This is a genomic window from Streptomyces sp. NPDC085931 (assembly GCF_044540565.1).
Lineage (GTDB): Bacteria > Actinomycetota > Actinomycetes > Streptomycetales > Streptomycetaceae > Streptomyces.
Window position 1 is genome coordinate 181587 of the sequence record NZ_JBITSK010000017.1, and the last position, 18280, is coordinate 199866.

The following is an 18280-nucleotide window of genomic DNA, read 5'->3' on the forward strand; positions in this document are numbered from 1 at the left end:
GGTCGGCCCATGAACGGTGATCGCCCCGGGTGGCAGCGGTGCCTGCTGGGCGGCGCGGTGTTCGCCGTGTGCATGGCCGGCACCACGCTGCCCACCCCGCTCTACCCCCTCTACCAGGAGAAGCTCGGCTTCTCCGAGCTCACCGTCACCGTGGTCTACGCGGTGTACGCCTTCGGTGTGATCGGCGTGCTGCTGCTGGCGGGCAACGCCTCGGACGCCGTGGGCCGCCGGCCGGTGCTGCTGGTGGGCCTGGGCTGCGCCGCGGTGAGCGCGGTCTGCTTCCTGTGCGCGACGGGCCTGGGCTGGCTCTACGCGGGACGGCTGCTGTCGGGCCTGTCGGCCGGCCTGTTCACCGGGGCCGCCACCGCGTACGTGATGGAGCTGGCCCCCGCCGGCGGCGGCTCCCGGGCCACCTTCGTGGCGACGGCCGCCAACATGGGCGGACTGGGCTGCGGTCCGCTGCTCGCCGGGCTGCTCGCGCGGTACGCCCCGTGGCCGCTGTACCTGCCGTTCGCCGCCCATCTCGTCCTGGTGGCCGCCTCTGCGGCCGCCCTGCTGCGGCTTCCGGAAACCGTGCGGGAGCGGCGGCCGGCGCGGACGGTGCGGCCGCGGCCGCCCGCCCTGCCCGCTCGGGTGCGCCCGGTGTTCGGGCCCGCGGCGACCGCCTCGTTCGTGGGGTTCGCGCTGTTCGGGGTGTTCACGGCCGTCAGCCCCGCGTTCCTGGCCGAGTCGCTGGGCCTGCGCGACCACGCCGTGAGCGGACTGGTCGTCGCGCTGGCCTTCTTCTCCTCGACGGCCGGGCAGTTGCTGGCCGGGCGGGTGGGCGTGGCGCGGTCGTTGCCGCTGGGCTGCGCCGGGCTGCTGGCCGGGCTCCTGCTGCTGGCCGGCGCCCTGTACTGGGGCCTGCTCGCACTGGTGGTGCTGAGCGCGCTCACCGGCGGGATCGGACAGGGGCTGGCGTTCCGCGGCGCGCTGTCGGCGGTGGCCGGGGCGTCGCCGGAGGACCGGCGCGCGGCGGTGATCTCGACGCTGTTCGTGGTGGCGTACACGGGGATCTCGGTGCCGGTGATCGGGGTGGGGCTGCTGACGGGCCCGATCGGCCTGGAGGGGGCCGGGCTGGTGTTCATCGCGTGCATGGCCGCGCTGGTGTCGACCGCCGCCGTGTACCTGCTGCGGCGACCGGTCCGGGTGACGGCGCAAGCGCGGTGATCCCGCGGTAATCCCCAGCGGAACGGATTCCTCCCGGCCTACGCTCCCCGCATGGTTCTCAGACGAGCGTTACAGGTGATCATGGTCATGACCCTGGCCCTCGCGGGGGCGGTGCAGGGTGCCGCGCATGCCGAGGACGGCGGCCGGGGCGGGCGGCAGCTGCTGTACTACAACCACGCCTACGGCGTGCTCGACCGGGAGACCGCCGACGCGATCGAGCACTCGGCGTACCTCCGGGACTTCGCGAACTTCCAGGTCCGCACCACGACCGGCTCCGGCGGGCAGACCTGGACCGGCCGCTACCTCATGGGCCGCGAGACCTACCTCGAACTGTTCGGCGCCGGCGACCTGCCCGGCAAGGACGGCACCCCCGGCGCCGGCGGCCTGGCCGTCTCGACGGAGCGGGCGGGCGACTTCGCGACCGTCACGGCCCGGCTGCGCGAGCTGAGCGACGGCGAGCCGGTGGAGTTCCCGCAGACGCGCGACTTCGGCGACGGCGTCCCCGTGCCGTGGTTCGACGCGGTCTTCACCACCGACCGCTACGACCTGTTCGGCGCGTGGGGCATGGAGTACCGGCCCGAGTACTTCGCCGACCCGCGCAGCGGCACCGAACCCGCCGCGTACCCCGGTGACGTGGGCCGGGAGCGCTATCTGTCGGACGGCTACCGCGACCACCTGATGCGGGACGTGACCGGCATCCGGCTCGCGGTGACCGCCGGGGACCTGGCCAACACCGTGCCGCTGCTGAGGGCCGGCGGGTTCGCCGTCCGGTCCGTGCCGGGCGGGGGCGCCGTCGCGAAGGGCGGCGGGACCACCCTCCGGTTCGACGCCGTGCCGCTGGACCGGGTGGGGCTGAAGCGGGTGGAGATGTCGCTGAACAGGCCGGTGCCCGACCGGCACGTGGAGCGGCTCGGCCACTCGGAGCTGGTCGTCGGCCCCGGCCCCCGTGCCGTGTGGACCTTCGGCGGGACCTCCGGCGAGTAGGGTCCGGCCCCGGCCCGGCCGGGTGGGTCACCGGCCGCTGCCGTACGGCCTGGTGATGATCTCCAGGAGGTGACCGTCGGGATCGTCGAAGTACGCGCCGCGGCCGCCGTCGTTGTGGTTGATCTCGCCGGGACGGCTGTGGAAGGGATCCGCCCAGTACGTCAGGCCGGCCTCCTGGATCCGGGCGAGGATCTGGTCGAACTCCTCCTCCGAGACCAGGAAGGCGTAGTGCTGCGGGGTGATGGCGCCGGGGCTGTCCATGTAGTCGAGCGTGACGCCGTTGGAGATCTCGACCGGCAGGAACGGGCCGTAGGGCGCGCTCACCTCCAGCCCGAGGAGGTCGGCGAGGAACCGGGCCGAGGCGCGCTTGTCGCGCGCGGCGACGATGGTGTGGTTCAGCTGCACGGTCATGGCGGGCCTCCCCTGGCGTACCGGTGAACTCCCCAGTGCACTCACCTGTGTACCCCGCGTGCCCGCCCCCGCGCATCACGAGAACGCGCCGAGGGCCCCGGCGCGGGTGCGCCGGGGCCCTCGGGCACGGGAAACCGTCCGGTCTCAGATCGTGGCCGTGTCGATCACGAACCGGTACCGCACGTCACTGTCGAGGACCCGCTGGTACGCCTCGTTGATCTGGTCGCCGCGGATCAGCTCGATCTCCGCGCCCAGGCCGTGCTCGGCGCAGAAGTCCAGCATCTCCTGGGTCTCCGCGATGCCGCCGATCATGGAACCGGCGAGGGACTTGCCGCCGCCGATCACCGAGAACAGGTTGAGGGAGATGGGCTCCTCGGGGGCGCCGACGTTGGCCAGCGTGCCCTCGGTCTTCAGCAGCGACAGGTAGGCGCCGAAGTCCAGCGGGGCCGAGACCGTGGAGACGATCAGGTCGAAGGTGCCGGCCAGCTCCTCGAAGGTCTTCGGGTCGCTGGTGGCGTAGTAGTGGTCCGCGCCCAGCTTCAGGCCGTCCTCCCGCTTGCGCAGGGACTGCGACAGCACGGTCACCTCGGCGCCGAGCGCGTGCGCGATCTTCACACCCATGTGGCCGAGGCCGCCGAGGCCCACGATCGCGACCTTCTTGCCGGGGCCGGCGCCGAACCGCTTCAGCGGCGAGTACAGGGTGATGCCGGCGCACAGCAGCGGCGCGGCGACGTCCAGGGACAGGCCGTCGGGGATGCGGACGACGAAGTTCTCGTCGACGACGACCTTCTGCGAGTAGCCGCCGTACGTGGGCTCGCCGTCCTTGCCGATGCCGTTGTAGGTCGGGATGTTGCCCTCGACGCAGTACTGCTCGCGGCCGGCCTTGCAGTTCTCGCACTCGCGGCAGGAGTCGACCATGCAGCCGACGCCCACGCGGTCGCCGACGGCGAACTTGGTCACGCCCGGGCCGACCTCGGAGACGACACCGGCGATCTCGTGGCCGGGGACCATCGGGAAGATGGCCTCGCCCCAGCCCTCGTTGGCCTGGTGGATGTCGGAGTGGCAGATGCCGGCGAACTTGATGTCGATCAGGACGTCGTACTCGCCGACCTGGCGGCGTTCGATGGTGGTGCGCTCCAGCGGTGCCTTGGGGGCGGGAGCGGCGTACGCAGCAACAGTGGTCATGCCGAGAGTTCTCCTAGCGTCGTATGCCCGGCTGCCTTCCGGATCGTCCGGCCGGGCACGCACTCCACCGTGCCGGAGTCCCGGGCCGTCACCCAGACCACGCTTTTGCGTACGTACGGCGTGCGTACCACTGGCGGGGTCAGGCTCGTGTGCGTACGACCGGCCATACTGGACGGCATGGTGGACGAACAGCCCGAACCCGCACAGACGGTCCGAGGCGGCCTGGACCCGCGCGCCGAGCTCAGCGAGTTCCTGCGCACCCGGCGCGCCCGGCTGAAGCCGCAGGACGTGGGGCTGCCCGACTTCGGGCGGCGGCGGGTGCCCGGGCTGCGCCGGGAGGAGCTGGCGCAGCTGGCCGGGGTGTCGGTGGCGTACTACACGCGGCTGGAGCAGGGCAACGGCCACAACGTCTCGGCGGAGGTGCTGGACGCGATCGCGCGCGCCCTGCGGCTGACCGACGCCGAGCACGCGCACCTGACGCACCTGGCGAAGCCGAAGCAGCACAAGAAGAGGCCGGTGGCGCGCAGCCAGCAGGTGCGGCCGGCGCTGCGGCACCTGCTGGACTCGATCGACAGCGTCCCCGCGTACGTCGTCGGCCGCCGCTCGCACGTCCTGGCGTGGAACCGGATGGCAGCGGCCCTCTTCGGCGACTGGGCGGAGCTGCCGGCCCAGGAGCGGAACTGGGCGCGGATGGTGTTCCTGCGCCCCGAGTACCGCGAGCTGTTCGTCGAGTGGGACCAGAAGGCGGCCGACATCGTCGGCTACCTGCGCATGGACGCGGGCTGCCACCCGGACGACCCGCAGCTGTCCACCCTGGTGGGCGAGCTGTCGGTGAAGAGCGAGGAGTTCCGCCGCCTGTGGGCGGCGCACGACGTCAAGGAGAAGAGCTTCGGCGTCAAGCGCATGCGCCACCCCCTGGTCGGGGATCTGACGCTGTCGTTCGAGACGTTCCGCCTGGTCGACGACGCCGAGCAGTCCCTGGTCACGTACCACGCGGAGCCCGGCACGCCCTCGGCGGAGGCCCTGCGCCTGCTGGCGAGCTGGGGGGCGGACGCGACCCGGGCGGGGGCCGAGAGCCCGGCCCCGTAGACACGCGAGCGGCCCGCCGGAAGCCGGGGCTTCCGACGGGCCGCTGTCCCACGGGCCCTTCGGTCTACTTGCCGTAGTAGGCGTTGTAGATCGAGATCGTCGACTTGTTGCCCTTCTTGTCGGCGATCTTGGCGTGGAAGGAGACGGCCTTCCCCTTCGCCGGGTTCTTGAAGGAGACCTTGCCCTTCTTGACGGCGAGCTTCTTCCAGGTCTTGCCGTAGTCGTACGACACGTACACCGACAGCGACTTCAGGTTGCCGCCCTTGGCCGCGCCCTCGACGGTGACGGGAACGGTGACCTGCTTGCCGGCCGGGGCCTTGCTGTCCAGGCCGGTGGCCGCGTGGAAGCGGGCCGTGGAGGCGGGCAGCTGCTTGAGGTCGGTGACCTTCTTCGAGCGGAAGGTCCAGCTGGCGTCGACGCGGGTGGAGGCCGCCGCCACCTTGACGCTGCGCTTGACGGACGTGGTCAGCTTGTACTCGGCGTCACCGGACGGGACCTTGAACGTCTTCTCGCCGAACAGCGGGTCGTCGTGGGAGCCGACCTTCTTGCCGTTGCGGTAGAGGGTCGTGGCCGCCGACGAGAACTGCGAGTAGCCCACGTTGCCCTTGCCGTCGGCGAACAGCGGCAGGGAACCGAAGATCTCGTTGCCCTCGCGGAAGATGCCGAAGTCGGCGTCGATGCGCGGCCCGAAGACGGCCGTGTTGACGGTCTTGGAGTAGCTCTTGCCGGCCGCGTACTTCTGCTGGCCCATCGCGTAGGCGGCCTCGTCGATCGGGAAGCCGTCCGGGTCCACCCCGCCGTACTGGGCGAACTCGAGCTGCCACTCCACGCCGCCCAGGGCGGACAGGTGCAGCGTGCGCGTGCCGGGCAGGGACTGCTGGATGCCGATCGAGGAGGCGCCGGAGCTCCACGGCATCCAGCCCACCGCGTTGACCGCGCCCTTCTTGCCGGGCGTCGAGGCGCCGAGGCCGACCTTCACCGTGGCCAGCTCACCGGCCTTGTAGTGCTTGGTGAAGCCGGTGGCGAGCTGCTTGACCGGGCCGCCGGCGACGGTGTCGTACTCCTCCGTGGCGCCCTTGCTCCAGTGGCCGTCCCACTGCTGGGTCACCGAACCGTCGGTGATCTGCGGGCCGACGTGGGCGCTGCGGATGTCGGCGAAGGAGTCCAGCCACCAGCCGAAGCCGTAGCTGGAATCACCGGCCGACACCGTGTAGTCCGCCGAGGCGAACTCCGACTTCGTGCCCGAGGCCGGGACGGTGATGTCCACCTTCTTGGCCTTGCGGGCGTCCAGCGTGACCGTCGTGTTCTTGGTGACGTTCAGCTTGGGCTGGGCGAGCCAGTCGACACCGGCGAACTTCTCCGGGTCGTCGCCCACGTAGACGTTGCCGTTGAGGATGTAGGTGCCCTTGGGCAGCCGCGCGGTGACCGTGCCGTCCGCGTCGTACGGCATGGCCCCCTTGCCCTTGCCCAGGCCCGCGATGCCGGTCAGGTCGGTGCTGTAGTTCTTCGCCGGCTTGCCGTCGCGGTCGATGACCTTCAGCGTGACGTCGTACGACTCCACCTCGCGCTGCACCGCCGCCGCCGTGCGGACCGTCTGGCCGCCGCCCGTCGCCGTCACGTACGAGGAGTACGCGCCGTCGAGCGTGCCGCCCAGCTTGGTGTTGACGGTGAAGGGGACGGAGGCCTTGCCGCCCGCCGGGACCGTCACCGTGGTGGCGCCGAGCTTGAAGAAGCCGGCCGGGGCGGCCTGGCCCTTGGGGTTGGTGGCGGTCGACGCCAGCTTCAGCGTGACGTCCTTGGTACCGAGGTTGCGGTACGTCAGCTGCTTGGTGACCGGCTTGTCGTCGGTGTGCGGCCACTGCTGGATGCCGAAGCTCACCGACACCGGCTCGGCGACGACGGTCTGCTTGATGGCCTTGTCGACCTGGACGCGGCCCGAACCCTGCTGGAACGGCGTGTACGCGCCGCCCTTGGTGGAGCCGGTGAGGGCGCCCTTGAGCTCGGGGTACTTCCACTCGGGGTGCTGCTGCTTCAGGATCGCCGCCGCGCCCGCCACGTGCGGGGTCGCCATCGACGTACCGGAGATGGTCATGTAGCCGGCCGGCTTCTCGCCGACGTCCTGGGCTATCAGGTTGCCCGGGGCGGAGGCCGCGGTGATGTCCACGCCGGGCGCGGTCACGTCGGGCTTGAGGGCGCCGTCCATGCCGGGGCCGCGGCTGGAGAAGTCCGCCAGCACGTCCTTGTCGTCGACCGCGCCGACGGTCAGGGCCGCGGCGGCGCTGCCCGGGGAGCCGACGGTCTGCTCGCCGAAGTCGCCCTCGTTGCCGGCGGCGATGGCGAACAGGACGCCCTTCTCCTCGGAGAGCTTGTTCACCACCGCTTCCATCGGGTCGATCTCCGGCGTGTCCAGGCCGCCCAGGCTCATGTTGATGACGTCGGCGCCCTGCGCGGCGGCCCACTCCATGCCGGCGACGATCTCGGAGTCGCTGCCGAATCCGGCGTCGTCGAGGACCTTGCCGTTGAGGATCTTCGCGCCGGGCGCGACACCCTTGTACTTGCCGCCGGACTTCGCGCCGGTGCCGGCCGCGATGGCGGCGACGTGCGTGCCGTGGCCCACCTTGTCGGTGGTGTCGGGCGCGGTGGAGAAGTTCTTGGCGTCGACGACCTGGCCCTTGAGGTCGGCGTGCGTGCCGTCGACACCGGTGTCCAGGACGGCGATCTTGACGCCCTTGCCGTCGTAGCCGGCCGACCACGCCTTGGGGGCGCCGATCTGGGCGACGGACTTGTCGAGGCTGGCCTTGCGGACGCCGTCGAGCCAGACGTGCGCGATGCCGGAGGCGGTCTTGTCGCCGTTGGTGACGGCGTCCCAGAGCTCGGGCGTGTCCGCCTGCGGCGTCTGGACCGCGTCGGCGTTGAGGGTCTTCAGGGTGCGGCTCAGGGTGCCCGCGTCACGCACGTCGGCCTTGGTGGCCGCGGCGCTGCCCTGGTAGCCGACGATGACCTTCAGGCCCTTCTTCTGGGCCTTGCGGGTCGTGGACTTGTTGAGCTCGGTGACGTCGAAGAGACGCTGGTCGAGCTTGCCGGTGGCGACCAGACGGGCCGCGTCGGCGGGGATCACGAGGGTGTGGCCGTCGACCTTGCGGATCTGGACGGGTATGTCCTCACGGCCCTTGGCCCGCTCCAGGCCGGTCACGCGCCCCTTGGCGTCCAGGGAGACCCGGTCGCCGGTGATCAGTGTGATGTGGTGCCTGGCGGTGAGCGAGGCCGGCTTGGCGGAGGCGGCCGTCCGCTCGCCGTCGGCCGACGCCGGGCTGGTCATGCCCGCCGCGAGGGCCACGGCTGCCGCTGTGGCGACCGTGGCCGCGCACGCCCTTTTCACTTGTCTGCGCAAGTTTCCCCCTTGCAGAAGTACCGGGCGAATTCCCCGTTCACCCGGCCGGGGGTGGTCTCGTACGCATGCGCGTCACCCCCCGGAACACGCAGTATGCCGAGGGGTGATCAGGCGCTCAATAGATGAGAGGAGAGTAAGAATTCCGTCGGCTGACTGTTACACGGCTGCCGGAACTCCGTTACAGGGCCGCAGCGTTACGCACGCGTGTTCTCCTTGACGGTGATACGGCCCTTGCGGATCGTCGCCAGGCGCGGGGCCTTCTTCGCGAGAGCGGAGTCGTGGGTCACCATGATGAAGGTGAGCCCGAGCTCCTCCCACATGCGGTGGAGCACGTCCATGATCTCGTCGCGCGTCGACTCGTCGAGGTTTCCGGTGGGTTCGTCGGCGAGCAGTACTTTCGGCTGTTTCACCAGGGCCCGGGCGATGGCCACGCGCTGCTGCTGACCGCCGGACATCTCGCCGGGCAGATGTGCGCGGCGTTCCGAGAGACCGACCGATTTCAGTGCCTCGGCGGCCTGTTCGCGGCGTTGTCTCGGCTTCACGCCGAGCGGGACGAGGGCGGTTTCGACGTTTTCCTGCGCGGTGAGCGTCGGGATCAGGTTGAAGGACTGGAAGACGAAACCGATGCTCTCGCTGCGCACCCGGGTGAGTCGGGCTTCCGGCAGCGCGGCGAGGTCGGTGCCGTCGAGGACGATCCGGCCGGACGTGGGGCGGTCCAGACCGCCGAGCATCTGCAGCAGGGTGGATTTGCCGCCGCCGGTGGGCCCTTGGATGACCAGCCGGTCGCCGTCGGGGATGGTGAGGTCGATGCCGTCGAGGGCGAGGACGGTCTCCCGGGAACGGGAGTAGTGCTTGGTGACGGCGCTCAGTTCGTACATGAGGACTCCTGGTGTCGGCTTCGGGTGCGGGCGTGCGGGGGCGTCACTCGACGCGGCGCAGAGCGTCGGCGGGCCGCAGCCGGGACGCCCGCCAGCCCCCGAAGGCGCCGGCGATCAGGCCGCCCGTGACCGCCAGGGCCACCGCGAGGGCGATGGTCGTGAGGCTGACGGGTGCGGTGAGGGCGATGTCGAGGGTCTTCTGCGCCCCCAGCCCGCCCGGCGCCGCCCGCATGCCCCCGAAGCCGCCCCCGGCGCCGCCGCCCCCGCCCAGCTGCGCCTGGAGCGTGGGGCTCACGGCCGTCACCGCGTACGCGCCCGCCAGGCCCAGCGCGATGCCGAGCGCCCCGCCGGCCAGGCCGTTGACGACCGCCTCGCCGACCACCTGCCGGGTCACCCGGCCCGACTTCCAGCCCAGCGCCTTGAGCGTGCCGAACTCGCGGACCCGGCGGGAGACCGCCGAGGACGTCAGCAGGCCCGCCACCAGGAACGCGGCCACCAGCACGACGATCGACAGCCACCTGCCCACGCTCGTGGCCAGGGAGGAGGCCGTGGACAGGGAGCCGGAGACGGTGTCGGCGAGGTCGGCGGAGGTGGTGACGGTGGTGCCGGGGACGTTCTTGCCGATCGCCGCCTTGACGCCGTCGATCCGCTGCGAGTCGGTGGCCTTGACGTAGACCGTGGTGACCTTGTCCTCGGCGTCGGCCAGCGTCTGCGCCCGCTTCAGCGGGATGTAGAGGTCGGCGGCGGCGTCCCCGCTGTCGGCCGTGGCGATGCCGACGACCCGGAACTTCGTGTTCCTGATGGTGACCGTGGAGCCGGTCTCGAGCTTCTTGGCCTTGGCGTACGACGCGTCGGCCACGGCGACCGCGGCGTCGGTCTCGCTCGTCTCGAAGGTGCGCCCGCCGGTGATCCGGGAGGAGGTGAGCGGGCCGAGGGCGGGTTCGGTGACGTCGGTGCCGTAGACGGAGTAGCTGTTGACGTCGAAGTCGGCGCCGCCGCCCTCGATCCGGTCCTGCGGCGAGGGCTGCGCCCCACCCGGGCCGCCGCCCTGGCCACCGCTCTGACTGCTGCCCTGGCCACCGCCCTGGCCGCCGCTGCCGTCCTGCTGGACGCGGCCGCGGGTGAACTCCCCGCTGACCTTGACGACCTGCAGGCTCAGCCCGCCCACCGCGTCCGCGACCCCGTCCTGCGCGGCCACCCGGCCCACGGTCGAACTCGCCAGCGTCTGGAAGCCCTGCACCATGACGCGGTCGCTGCTCTGCTCGCCGCCGGATCCCTCGTCCTGGGCGTCGAAGCGGAAGCGGGGCCGTTCGGTGCCGGTGCCCGACGGTGCCGCGGCCTTGGTGACGGTCATGTCCGTGCCCAGCCCGTACAGCGACTCGAGGACCTTGTCCTGCGCCTTGCCCATGCCGGCGGAGACGGAGGTGACGACGATGACCAGCGCGATGCCCAGCGCGAGTCCGGAGGCGACGACGAGGGCCGCCTTCCTGCGGCGGCGCAACTCGCGCCTCAGATAGGTGAAGAACATGGCGGCAAGCTAGGGACGGTCCGTGATGAGTGCTTGAGCCGCGCATAAGAGCCGGATGAGAAGCGGCCCGGAAAAGCCGGAAGCCGCCGCCCGTCCCCGGGAAGGGGAGCGGGCGGCGGCTTCCGCGCGCGTGCCGCCGAAGGACCGTCAGACGGCCGAGCCGGCCTTCCAGTCGGCCCAGTTCATGTTCCAGCCGTTGAGGCCGTTGTCCGGCGCGATGGTCTTGTCGCCGGTGTTCTCGACGACGACCACGTCACCGAGGATCGAGTGGTCGAAGAACCACGCGCCCGGCGTGTTCGGGTCGTCCGCGCCCTTGGCGTCCTGGAGACCGACGCAGCCGTGGCTCGTGTTCGCGTTGCCGAAGATGGACTTCGCGCCCCAGTAGTTGCCGTGGATGAACGTGCCGGAGCTGGACAGGCGGATGGCGTGCGGCACGTCCTTGATGTCGTACTCGCCCTTGCCGTCGTCGTCCGTGAAGCCCACGGTCGCGCCGTTCATGCGCGTCTCCTTGAACTTCTCGGACATCACCATGACGCCCTCGTAGGTCTTGTTCTCCGGCGAGCCCGCGGAGATCGGGATCGTCCGGACGACCTTGCCGTCCTGCGTGACCTTCATCTGCTTGGTCTTCGCGTCGACGTAGGAGATCTGGTTGCGGCCGATCTTGAAGGTGACCGTCTTCTGCTGGACGCCGTAGACGCCCTCGGCGCCCTCGACACCGTCGAGCGCGAGCTTCAGCGTGACGGTGGAGCCTTCCTTCCAGTAGTCCTCGGGCCGGCAGTCCATGCGGTTGGCGTTGAACCAGTGGCAGGCGACCTCCTGGCCGCTGGTCGTGCTGACCGTGATGCCCTTCTGGACCGCGGCCTTGTTGGTGATCGCCTTGTCGAAGTTGATCGAGACCGGCATGCCGACGCCGACGGTGGTGCCGTCGTCCGGCGTGAAGTTGCCGATGAAGCTGTTGGCCGGGGAGACCGTGGTGAACGACGCGTTCTCGTGGGCGACGCGCCCGTCGGCGTCCTTCGCCTCGGCCGCCAGCCGGTAGGTGGTGGACCGCTCCAGCTGCGTGCTGGGCTTCCAGCTCTTCCGGTCGGCGGATATCTGGCCGCTGACCTCGGTGCCGTCGGTCGTCGTCATCTTCACGTTCGTGAGCGTGCCCTTGCTCACGGTGACGGTGGCCGAGTTGTTGATCGAGGCGTTGTTCGAGCCGTCCTTGGGCGTGATCTTGATCTGGGCCTCGGAGGTCTTCTTGGCCGCGGCCTCGTCGACCTTCGACTGGGAGCTGTCACCGCCGTCGCTGCCGGAGGCGCTGTCGTCGCCGCCGGAACAGGCCGAGAGCATCAGCACTCCGCCGAGCAGTGCGGACGCGACCGTCAGGCCCTTGCGCCGCTTACTGACCGTCATCACACGCTTCTCCATCGTTGCCGATTTCCCCAAAACCCCGGGCCCCCGTCACCCACCAAGTGCCCCCGTCGGGACTCGTGAGTCCCCGTCGAGAACTTTCAACGCTACGACCGGTTCATCCGGTTCCCCAGGTGGCGCAGGTGTGGGGATCACCACGTCCGTGACGGACGGTGCCGGGCGTTGCGGGTGCGGTCGCGCCGCTGGAGACGCGAGGACCCCGGGCGGCGTCGCCGCCCGGGGTCACGAGGTTCCGGGGCGGTCAGCCGTCGCTGTCGTCGTCGCCATCATCCTCGTCGAGGTCCCAGTCCGGCGAATCGGGGTCGTAGTCGATCCGCTCGCTGCTCCAGGAGGCCTGCTGGAGTTCGATCCCCGGCACCTCACTGACCAGGTCGAACGGGTCGACGAGATAGGCCAGGGCCTCCGCGGTGTCTTCCGTCACAGCGTCCTCGGCGTGGGCCCGCTCCGCCGCCGGCATCCCGGTGTCGCCGGCGATCCGGCCGAGCGCGGCCTTGGTGACCGCGGCGGGGTCCTCGACTTCGAGAACGAGCTCGACCCGAAGGCGGACAAATCGTGATGTCTCTGGAGTACTCATGGCGGGAGCGTACGGCCAAGGCCTCCCGTGACTTTCCCGTGACCCGCGCCTTTCACTAACATCGCCCCACACGGCCAATTCGCCGACGTCACAAGGGGATCGATATTCCGTGTCATCCGCTCGCCGTCCGTTGCTGACCACCACCGCAGCGGCGACCCTGCTGGGCGCCCTGTGGTTCGTCCCGTCCGCCAACGCGACGTCGGACTCCCCGGTGAGAGACGCGGTCTCGACGAGCCCGTCGCCGCAGGTCACGGAGCAGGCCCGGATCGCGGCCACGTCCGCGGACGCCTCGGTCCCGGGCACCCGCCTCGCGGACACCGGCAGTTTCGACAGCACGCCGTACGTGATCGGCGGGACCTTCTGCCTCACGCTGGGCGCCGGGTTCGTCGTGTACTCGGTGCGCCGGGAACGCCTGGGCTTCTGACCGGACTTGGGCTCCGGCCGGGCACGGCGAAGGGGCCCGCCGGACGGCAGGGCCCCTCCTGTCGCGCGGGCCGTCCTACCGCAGCGGCCCGGTGACCGTCTCCACCGCGGCGAGCAGCCGCCCGTCGCGCACGAACGCGTCCGCCGCGGCCAGGTCGGGCGCCAGGTACCGGTCCGGACCGGGACCGCGCACCCCGGCCTCCCGTACGGCGTCGATGACCGCCTGCGTCGCGGGCGCCGGGGTGAGCCCCTCGCGCAGCTCGATCGCACGGGTGGCGGCGTACAGCTCGACGGCGAGGACCCGGGTGAGGTTGTCCACGGACGTGCGCAGCTTGCGCGCCGCCGACCAGCCCATCGAGACGTGGTCCTCCTGCATGGCGGAGGACGGGATCGAGTCGGCGGACGCCGGTACGGCGAGCCGCTTCAACTCGCTCACCAGCGCGGCCTGCGTGTACTGAGCGATCATCAGGCCCGAGTCCACACCGGCGTCGTCGGCGAGGAACGGCGGCAGGCCGTGGCTGCGGTTCTTGTCGAGCAGCCGGTCGGTGCGCCGCTCGGCGATGGAGCCGAGGTCGGCGGCGGCGATGGCGAGGAAGTCCAGCACGTAGGCGACCGGCGCCCCGTGGAAGTTGCCGTTGGACTCCACGCGCCCTCCCCCAGTGCCGAAAGCCTGGGAGGTGCCCCCAGGCAGCACAACGGGGTTGTCCACGGCGGCGGCCAGCTCGCGGTCGGCGACCAGCCGGGCATGGGCCAGGGTGTCCCGGCCGGCCCCGGCGACCTGCGGGGCGCAGCGCACCGAGTAGGCGTCCTGGACCCGCGGGGCGTCGTCCTGGTGATGGCCGGTCAGGCCCGAGCCCTTCAGCACGGCCAGCATGTTGGCGGCGCTGGCGGCCTGGCCCGGGTGCGGCCGGATGGCGTGCAGCTCGGGGGCGAGGACCTTGTCGGTGCCGAGCAGCGCCTCCAGCGACAGGGCGGCCGTGACGTCGGCCGACCGGTAGAGGGTCTCCAGGTCGGCCAGGGCCATGACCAGCATGCCGAGCATGCCGTCGGTGCCGTTGAGGAGGGCCAGGCCCTCCTTCTCCCGCAGTTCGACCGGCTTGATGCCGTGCGCGGCGAGCAGTTCGGCCGCCGGGCGCACGGTGCCGTCGGGGCCCTCGGCGTCCCCCTCGCCCATCAGCGCGAGCGCGCAGTGGGACAGCGGCGCGAGGTCGCCGGAGCAGCCCAGGGAGCCGTACTCGTGCACGACCGGGGTGATCCCGGCGTTGAGCAGGTCGGCCATGGTCTGCGCGACCTCGGGGCGCACGCCGGTGTGCCCGGAGCAGACGGTCTTCAGCCGCAGGAACATCAGGGCGCGCACGACCTCGCGCTCGACCCGGGGGCCCATGCCGGCGGCGTGCGAGCGGACGATGTTGCGCTGGAGCTGCGCGCGCAGCTCGGGGCTGATGTGCCGGGTCGCCAGGGCGCCGAAGCCGGTGCTCACGCCGTACACGGGGTCCGGCTTGGCCGCCAGCGCGTCCACGATCTCGCGGGCCGCGGCGAGGGCGGCCACGGCCTCCTCGGAGAGCTCGACGCGGGCGCCGCCGCGGGCCACGGCGAGCACGTCGGACGCGGTCACCCCGGACGTCCCCACCACCACAGTGTGCATATCCATATTCAGGAGCGTACGCAGTGAATTCGATGATGTCACCACTGGGGACGGGGTTCGCCCCTTACCGAATGCGTCACACCTCCGGGAGCCCCCGGGACCGCCGGGGCCGTCGTGCCGCACGGCGTGAGGGCGCGGGTCAGGGCGCGTGCCGGCCGCGGAAGCGGCGGCGCTCGCCGCCCGCCTCACCGGACGGCTCGTCCGCGAGCCGTACGACGGGATCGTCGGGCCCGGCCCGCCCGGCGACGACCGGGCGGCCGGCCCGCTCCGCCTTGGCCCGGTACTGAGCGGCATCGGCGAGCCGGAACAGCCGGCGGGCCGAGCGTACGGTCCCGATCGGGTCCTCGGTGGAGGCCACTCCGCAGGCCACCCCGTCCCCCAGTTCCAACTCGGCGGCCCTGCGGCACAGTTCGCCGGCCGCCTTCACGACCTGGTCCGCGGGCGGCCCGACCGCCAGCAGGCAGAACTCGTCCCCGCCGAGCCGCGCGGCCAGCGCCCCCGGCAGCATCGCCCCGCACAGCGACAGCACCGAGCCGAACCGCTCCAGGAGCCGGTCGCCGGCCGCGTGCCCGTGCGTGTCGTTGACCCGCTTGAGCCCGTTCAGGTCGCAGACGACGAGACTGACGACGGCCCCGTCCCTGCGGTGCCGCTCGATGGCCTGCTCCAGGCGTACGTCGACGGCCCGGCGGTTGGCGAGTCCGGTGAGGGAGTCGGTGAAGGCGAGCCGCCGGGCCTCCTCCAGGCGCTCGGTCTGGGCGATGCCGGCGGCCACGACGGAGGCCAGGACGGTGGCGAAGTCGGCGTCGGCCCGCCCGAAGACCGGTTCGCCGACCGGGCGGGCGACGTACAGCTCGCCCCACGCCCTGCCGTGCAGCACGATGGGCGCGACGACGCAGCAGCCGCGGCCGCGGCGGCGCAGGGCGGCGACCCGCTGGTGGCAGTAGCCGGGCTGCCCGGCGGCCGGCCCCTGCGCGGTCTCCACCCACGCGTCGGGCTCGCCGCCGCCGGCCCACTGCTCGTGCAGGAACTCGGTGATCTCGGCGAACTGGTGCACCGGGTAGGCCTCGTCCTCCGGGAACTCCTCCTCGCCCTCGGCCAGCTCACCGACGTTCACCAGGACCTTCAGCCGCCCGAGCTCCCGCTCCCACACCGACAGCGCGGCGAAACTGCCGCCGAGCGCCCGGCACGCCCCCGACGCGGCCGCGCGCCATGCCTCGCGCAACCCGTGCGCGGCCGCCATCCCCTGAGCCAACGCGACGACGGCCGCCAGCCGTCTGTCCTCACCCATCACCCCAGGCTAGGGAGTTTTCGGCCAAACCGTCCGGTTGACGGGGCGAACGGGGAGGGCGAGGGTTCACACGGCACACGGCCCGTTCACAGCCCCCCGGACCGCTCCCGCCGCCGCCCCTCCGGCCCGCCCCGGGCCCCTCCGGCGCCCTCCGGGACCACCACCTGCCGCGCCGACCCTGACCGTTTCCGGCCACGGCCCCGGTCCGCGTCAGGACCGCCACTGCGCCGGCTCCCTGCCCCCTCCAGCCGCAGCGCCCCGGACGCTCCTGCCACCGCGCCCCGGACCGCTCCAGCCGCCACGCCCCGACCCGTCCACCACCAGTTGCCGTCCCTCCCGGGCCGCCCCGGGCCGCAGGCGCCCGGGGGACTGGGAGTCGTCGCCGGCCGGCAGGCCTCTGCCCTTACTCTCCCGGCCACTGCGGCTTGCGCCGTTCGTTGAAGGCGGCGACGCCCTCCGCCCGGTCGCCGGAGAACGCCGTGGCCCGCCACGCCGCGTCCTCGACCTCCAGCCCGGCCCGCAGATCCAGCCCCTGGCCCAGCCGCAGCGCCCGCTTGGCCGCCCGCAGCCCCACCGGTGAGTTCCCGGCGATCCGGGTGGCCAGCGCCAGCGCCTCCTCGCGGTCCCGCCCCTCCTCCACCAGCCGGTCCACCAGCCCCAGCTCGGCGGCCTCGGCGGCCTCCACCCGCCGGGCGGAGAAGATCAGCTCAGCCGCCCGGGCCGCCCCCACCCGCCGCGGCAGCAGCTGCGTCCCGCCGCCCCCGGGGATGACCCCGACCGACACCTCCGGCAGCCCCACCACCGCGGTCGGGTCCGCCACGATCACGTCGCACGCCAGCGCCAGCTCGAACCCGCCGCCCAGCGCGAACCCGTGCACCGCCGCCACCGTCGGCACCGGCAGCTCCAGCACCCCGGTGTAGGCCGCGCGGGTCACGGGCCGCTGCCGCAGCAGGTCCGCGTCGCTGAACGAGTTGCGCTCCTTCAGGTCGGCGCCCACGCAGAAGGCCCGCTCGTGCGTCGAGGTCAGGACGACCGCCCGCACCTCCCGGTCCTCCGCCAGCGCCGCGCAGGCGCCGGACAGGGACCGTGCCATCTCGGTCGACACCGCGTTCATGGCCTTGGGGCGGTCGAGGACCAGCTCCGCGACATGCCCCTGCTCGTGCCGCCGCACCAGCACGAACTCCCCGAACCGTTCCTCACTCATGACACCCTCCGGTTAACGCGGGTTAACACAAACCGACGCTCAGATCATCGCAGCCCCACCCCGCCCGCGAAAGGGCGGACGTGGCCGGTTCCCCCTCCCCTCCGCCCACCCGTTCGAGTGACATCCCCCCAACTCCACCCCCACCACCCAAGGGAGCGCATAACGTGCGTCCGCCATGGCGCACAGGGGGCGCGTGCGCAGCGGGGAGGGACCATGATGACGACGAACACGCCGGCGAAGCCGAGGCAGGACACCGGGGCCGCGCGGCAACGCCGACCCGTGCCCGCCGCGCCCCACGAGCCCGCACCGGCGGAAACCGGCCCCCTCGCCCCGCGCGCCCGGGGCCGGCACCGCAAGCCCCGCCCCCGCAAGGTCCTGCTCGCCGCCGGCGGCCTCGCCCTGGCCGCGGGCGCCCTGAGCCTCGTACGCCTGACCGGCGGGACCGGCCCGGACGGCGGCGTCGGCACCGTGGAGGCCGGGCCCCGCCCGGACCCGGTCGTCTCCGGCACGGACGGGACAGCCGGCACGGCGGCGGCCCCGCCGGACACGCCCGAGGCGGGCCCCTCGTCACCCACCGCCCTCGGCGGCCTCACCCCGTCACCGGTCGTCCGGGGCGCGGGGCGGTCCCCGTCCGCCCCGGCCGGCGCACCCGCACCCGGCCGGACACCCGGCACGCCCACGGCCGGCGAGCCCGGCACCCCGCCCGGGCACGGCACGGCGAAACCCCCGGCTCAGCCGCCCCGGGACGACCCAGCCCGCCCGGCCCCGACCGCACCCGCGCCCCCGAGCCGGACGGCGCCCGCTCCGGCCCCCGGACCCGCCGAGCCGGAGCAGCCGCGGACACCGCGGGAGCCAGCGGACCCGGGCCTGTGCGTGCCGGTCATCGGCCTGTGCGTGGACTCGCCCCTGGATCACCGCTGACCACCGCTGACGGCGCGCCGACGGCACACCGGGGAGACGCTAGGTGTATTGATCACGAGCGTTGTTAACGGTTGCCGGGCTTGATCATGGCGAAGACCTCCGATGTGGTGGAGCTGTCTAGGAACACACCGCAC

Annotated in this window: 15 protein-coding genes; 5 read left to right on the top strand and 10 right to left on the bottom strand. The window is 72.4% G+C overall.

The window, feature by feature from the left end; all coding sequences use genetic code 11:
* The first annotated feature begins 9 nt into the window (after positions 1–9).
* Together ACIGAN_RS30500 and ACIGAN_RS30505 are read left to right on the top strand one after the other, a co-directional pair.
* On the top strand, positions 10–1209 hold the full coding sequence (locus ACIGAN_RS30500; protein ID WP_399862391.1) for an MFS transporter: 1200 nt from the start codon (positions 10–12) through the stop codon (positions 1207–1209).
* A gap of 51 nt (positions 1210–1260) precedes the next feature.
* A complete protein-coding gene (locus ACIGAN_RS30505; protein WP_399862393.1) occupies positions 1261–2193 on the top strand; it encodes a DUF5829 family protein in 933 nt (310 codons plus the stop codon).
* Positions 2194–2220: 27 nt separating this feature from the next.
* Here the strand turns inward: ACIGAN_RS30505 and ACIGAN_RS30510 are convergent, their stop codons facing one another.
* Together ACIGAN_RS30510 and ACIGAN_RS30515 are read right to left on the bottom strand one after the other, a co-directional pair.
* Positions 2221–2604: a VOC family protein gene (locus ACIGAN_RS30510; RefSeq protein WP_365087243.1), complete on the bottom strand. Its 384-nt coding sequence runs from the start codon at positions 2602–2604 to the stop codon at positions 2221–2223.
* Between the two features lie 144 nt (positions 2605–2748).
* On the bottom strand, positions 2749–3789 hold the full coding sequence (locus ACIGAN_RS30515; RefSeq protein WP_365087245.1) for an NAD(P)-dependent alcohol dehydrogenase: 1041 nt from the start codon (positions 3787–3789) through the stop codon (positions 2749–2751).
* Between the two features lie 180 nt (positions 3790–3969).
* On the opposite strand from ACIGAN_RS30515, the gene ACIGAN_RS30520 reads away from it, so the two are divergent.
* Entirely contained in the window at positions 3970–4878 is a 909-nt protein-coding gene (locus tag ACIGAN_RS30520; protein WP_399862409.1) for a helix-turn-helix transcriptional regulator, read from the top strand.
* Positions 4879–4942: 64 nt separating this feature from the next.
* Here ACIGAN_RS30520 and ACIGAN_RS30525 read toward each other — a convergent pair whose 3' ends face one another.
* The 5 genes from ACIGAN_RS30525 to ACIGAN_RS30545 all read right to left on the bottom strand — a co-directional run bounded on the left by ACIGAN_RS30525 (position 4943) and on the right by ACIGAN_RS30545 (position 12665).
* The gene (locus ACIGAN_RS30525) at positions 4943–8197 is read right to left on the bottom strand and encodes a S8 family peptidase (protein ID WP_399862411.1); all 3255 of its coding nucleotides are present in this window, start codon (positions 8195–8197) and stop codon (positions 4943–4945) included.
* 266 nt (positions 8198–8463) lie between these two features.
* Positions 8464–9147 carry an ABC transporter ATP-binding protein gene (locus ACIGAN_RS30530; protein WP_365087255.1) on the bottom strand — a complete coding sequence of 228 codons (684 nt, stop codon included), beginning with the start codon at positions 9145–9147 and terminating at the stop codon, positions 8464–8466.
* 43 nt (positions 9148–9190) lie between these two features.
* Positions 9191–10675 (bottom strand): ABC transporter permease, encoded by a 1485-nt coding sequence (locus tag ACIGAN_RS30535; protein ID WP_399862396.1) that lies wholly within the window; start codon positions 10673–10675, stop codon positions 9191–9193.
* A gap of 147 nt (positions 10676–10822) precedes the next feature.
* On the bottom strand, positions 10823–12073 hold the full coding sequence (locus tag ACIGAN_RS30540) for a L,D-transpeptidase (RefSeq protein ID WP_365087259.1): 1251 nt from the start codon (positions 12071–12073) through the stop codon (positions 10823–10825).
* Between the two features lie 259 nt (positions 12074–12332).
* Positions 12333–12665 (bottom strand): hypothetical protein, encoded by a 333-nt coding sequence (locus tag ACIGAN_RS30545; protein WP_365087261.1) that lies wholly within the window; start codon positions 12663–12665, stop codon positions 12333–12335.
* 109 nt (positions 12666–12774) lie between these two features.
* Between ACIGAN_RS30545 and ACIGAN_RS30550 the strand changes: the two genes are divergently transcribed.
* Positions 12775–13089 (top strand): hypothetical protein, encoded by a 315-nt coding sequence (locus ACIGAN_RS30550; protein ID WP_365087263.1) that lies wholly within the window; start codon positions 12775–12777, stop codon positions 13087–13089.
* A 75-nt stretch (positions 13090–13164) separates the two neighbouring features.
* On the opposite strand, the gene hutH is transcribed toward ACIGAN_RS30550, so the two are convergent.
* The 3 genes from hutH to ACIGAN_RS30565 form a co-directional block, all read right to left on the bottom strand.
* Entirely contained in the window at positions 13165–14733 is a 1569-nt protein-coding gene (hutH, locus tag ACIGAN_RS30555; RefSeq protein ID WP_399862413.1) for a histidine ammonia-lyase, read from the bottom strand.
* A 139-nt stretch (positions 14734–14872) separates the two neighbouring features.
* Entirely contained in the window at positions 14873–16021 is a 1149-nt protein-coding gene (locus ACIGAN_RS30560; protein ID WP_365087265.1) for a GGDEF domain-containing protein, read from the bottom strand.
* A 403-nt stretch (positions 16022–16424) separates the two neighbouring features.
* Positions 16425–17225, bottom strand: a complete 801-nt coding sequence (locus ACIGAN_RS30565; RefSeq protein WP_399862399.1) for an enoyl-CoA hydratase/isomerase family protein — start codon at positions 17223–17225, stop codon at positions 16425–16427.
* Positions 17226–17438: 213 nt separating this feature from the next.
* On the opposite strand from ACIGAN_RS30565, the gene ACIGAN_RS30570 reads away from it, so the two are divergent.
* Complete coding sequence (locus ACIGAN_RS30570) at positions 17439–18146, top strand: hypothetical protein (protein ID WP_399862401.1); 708 nt, start codon at positions 17439–17441, stop codon at positions 18144–18146.
* The last annotated feature ends 134 nt before the right edge of the window (positions 18147–18280 follow it).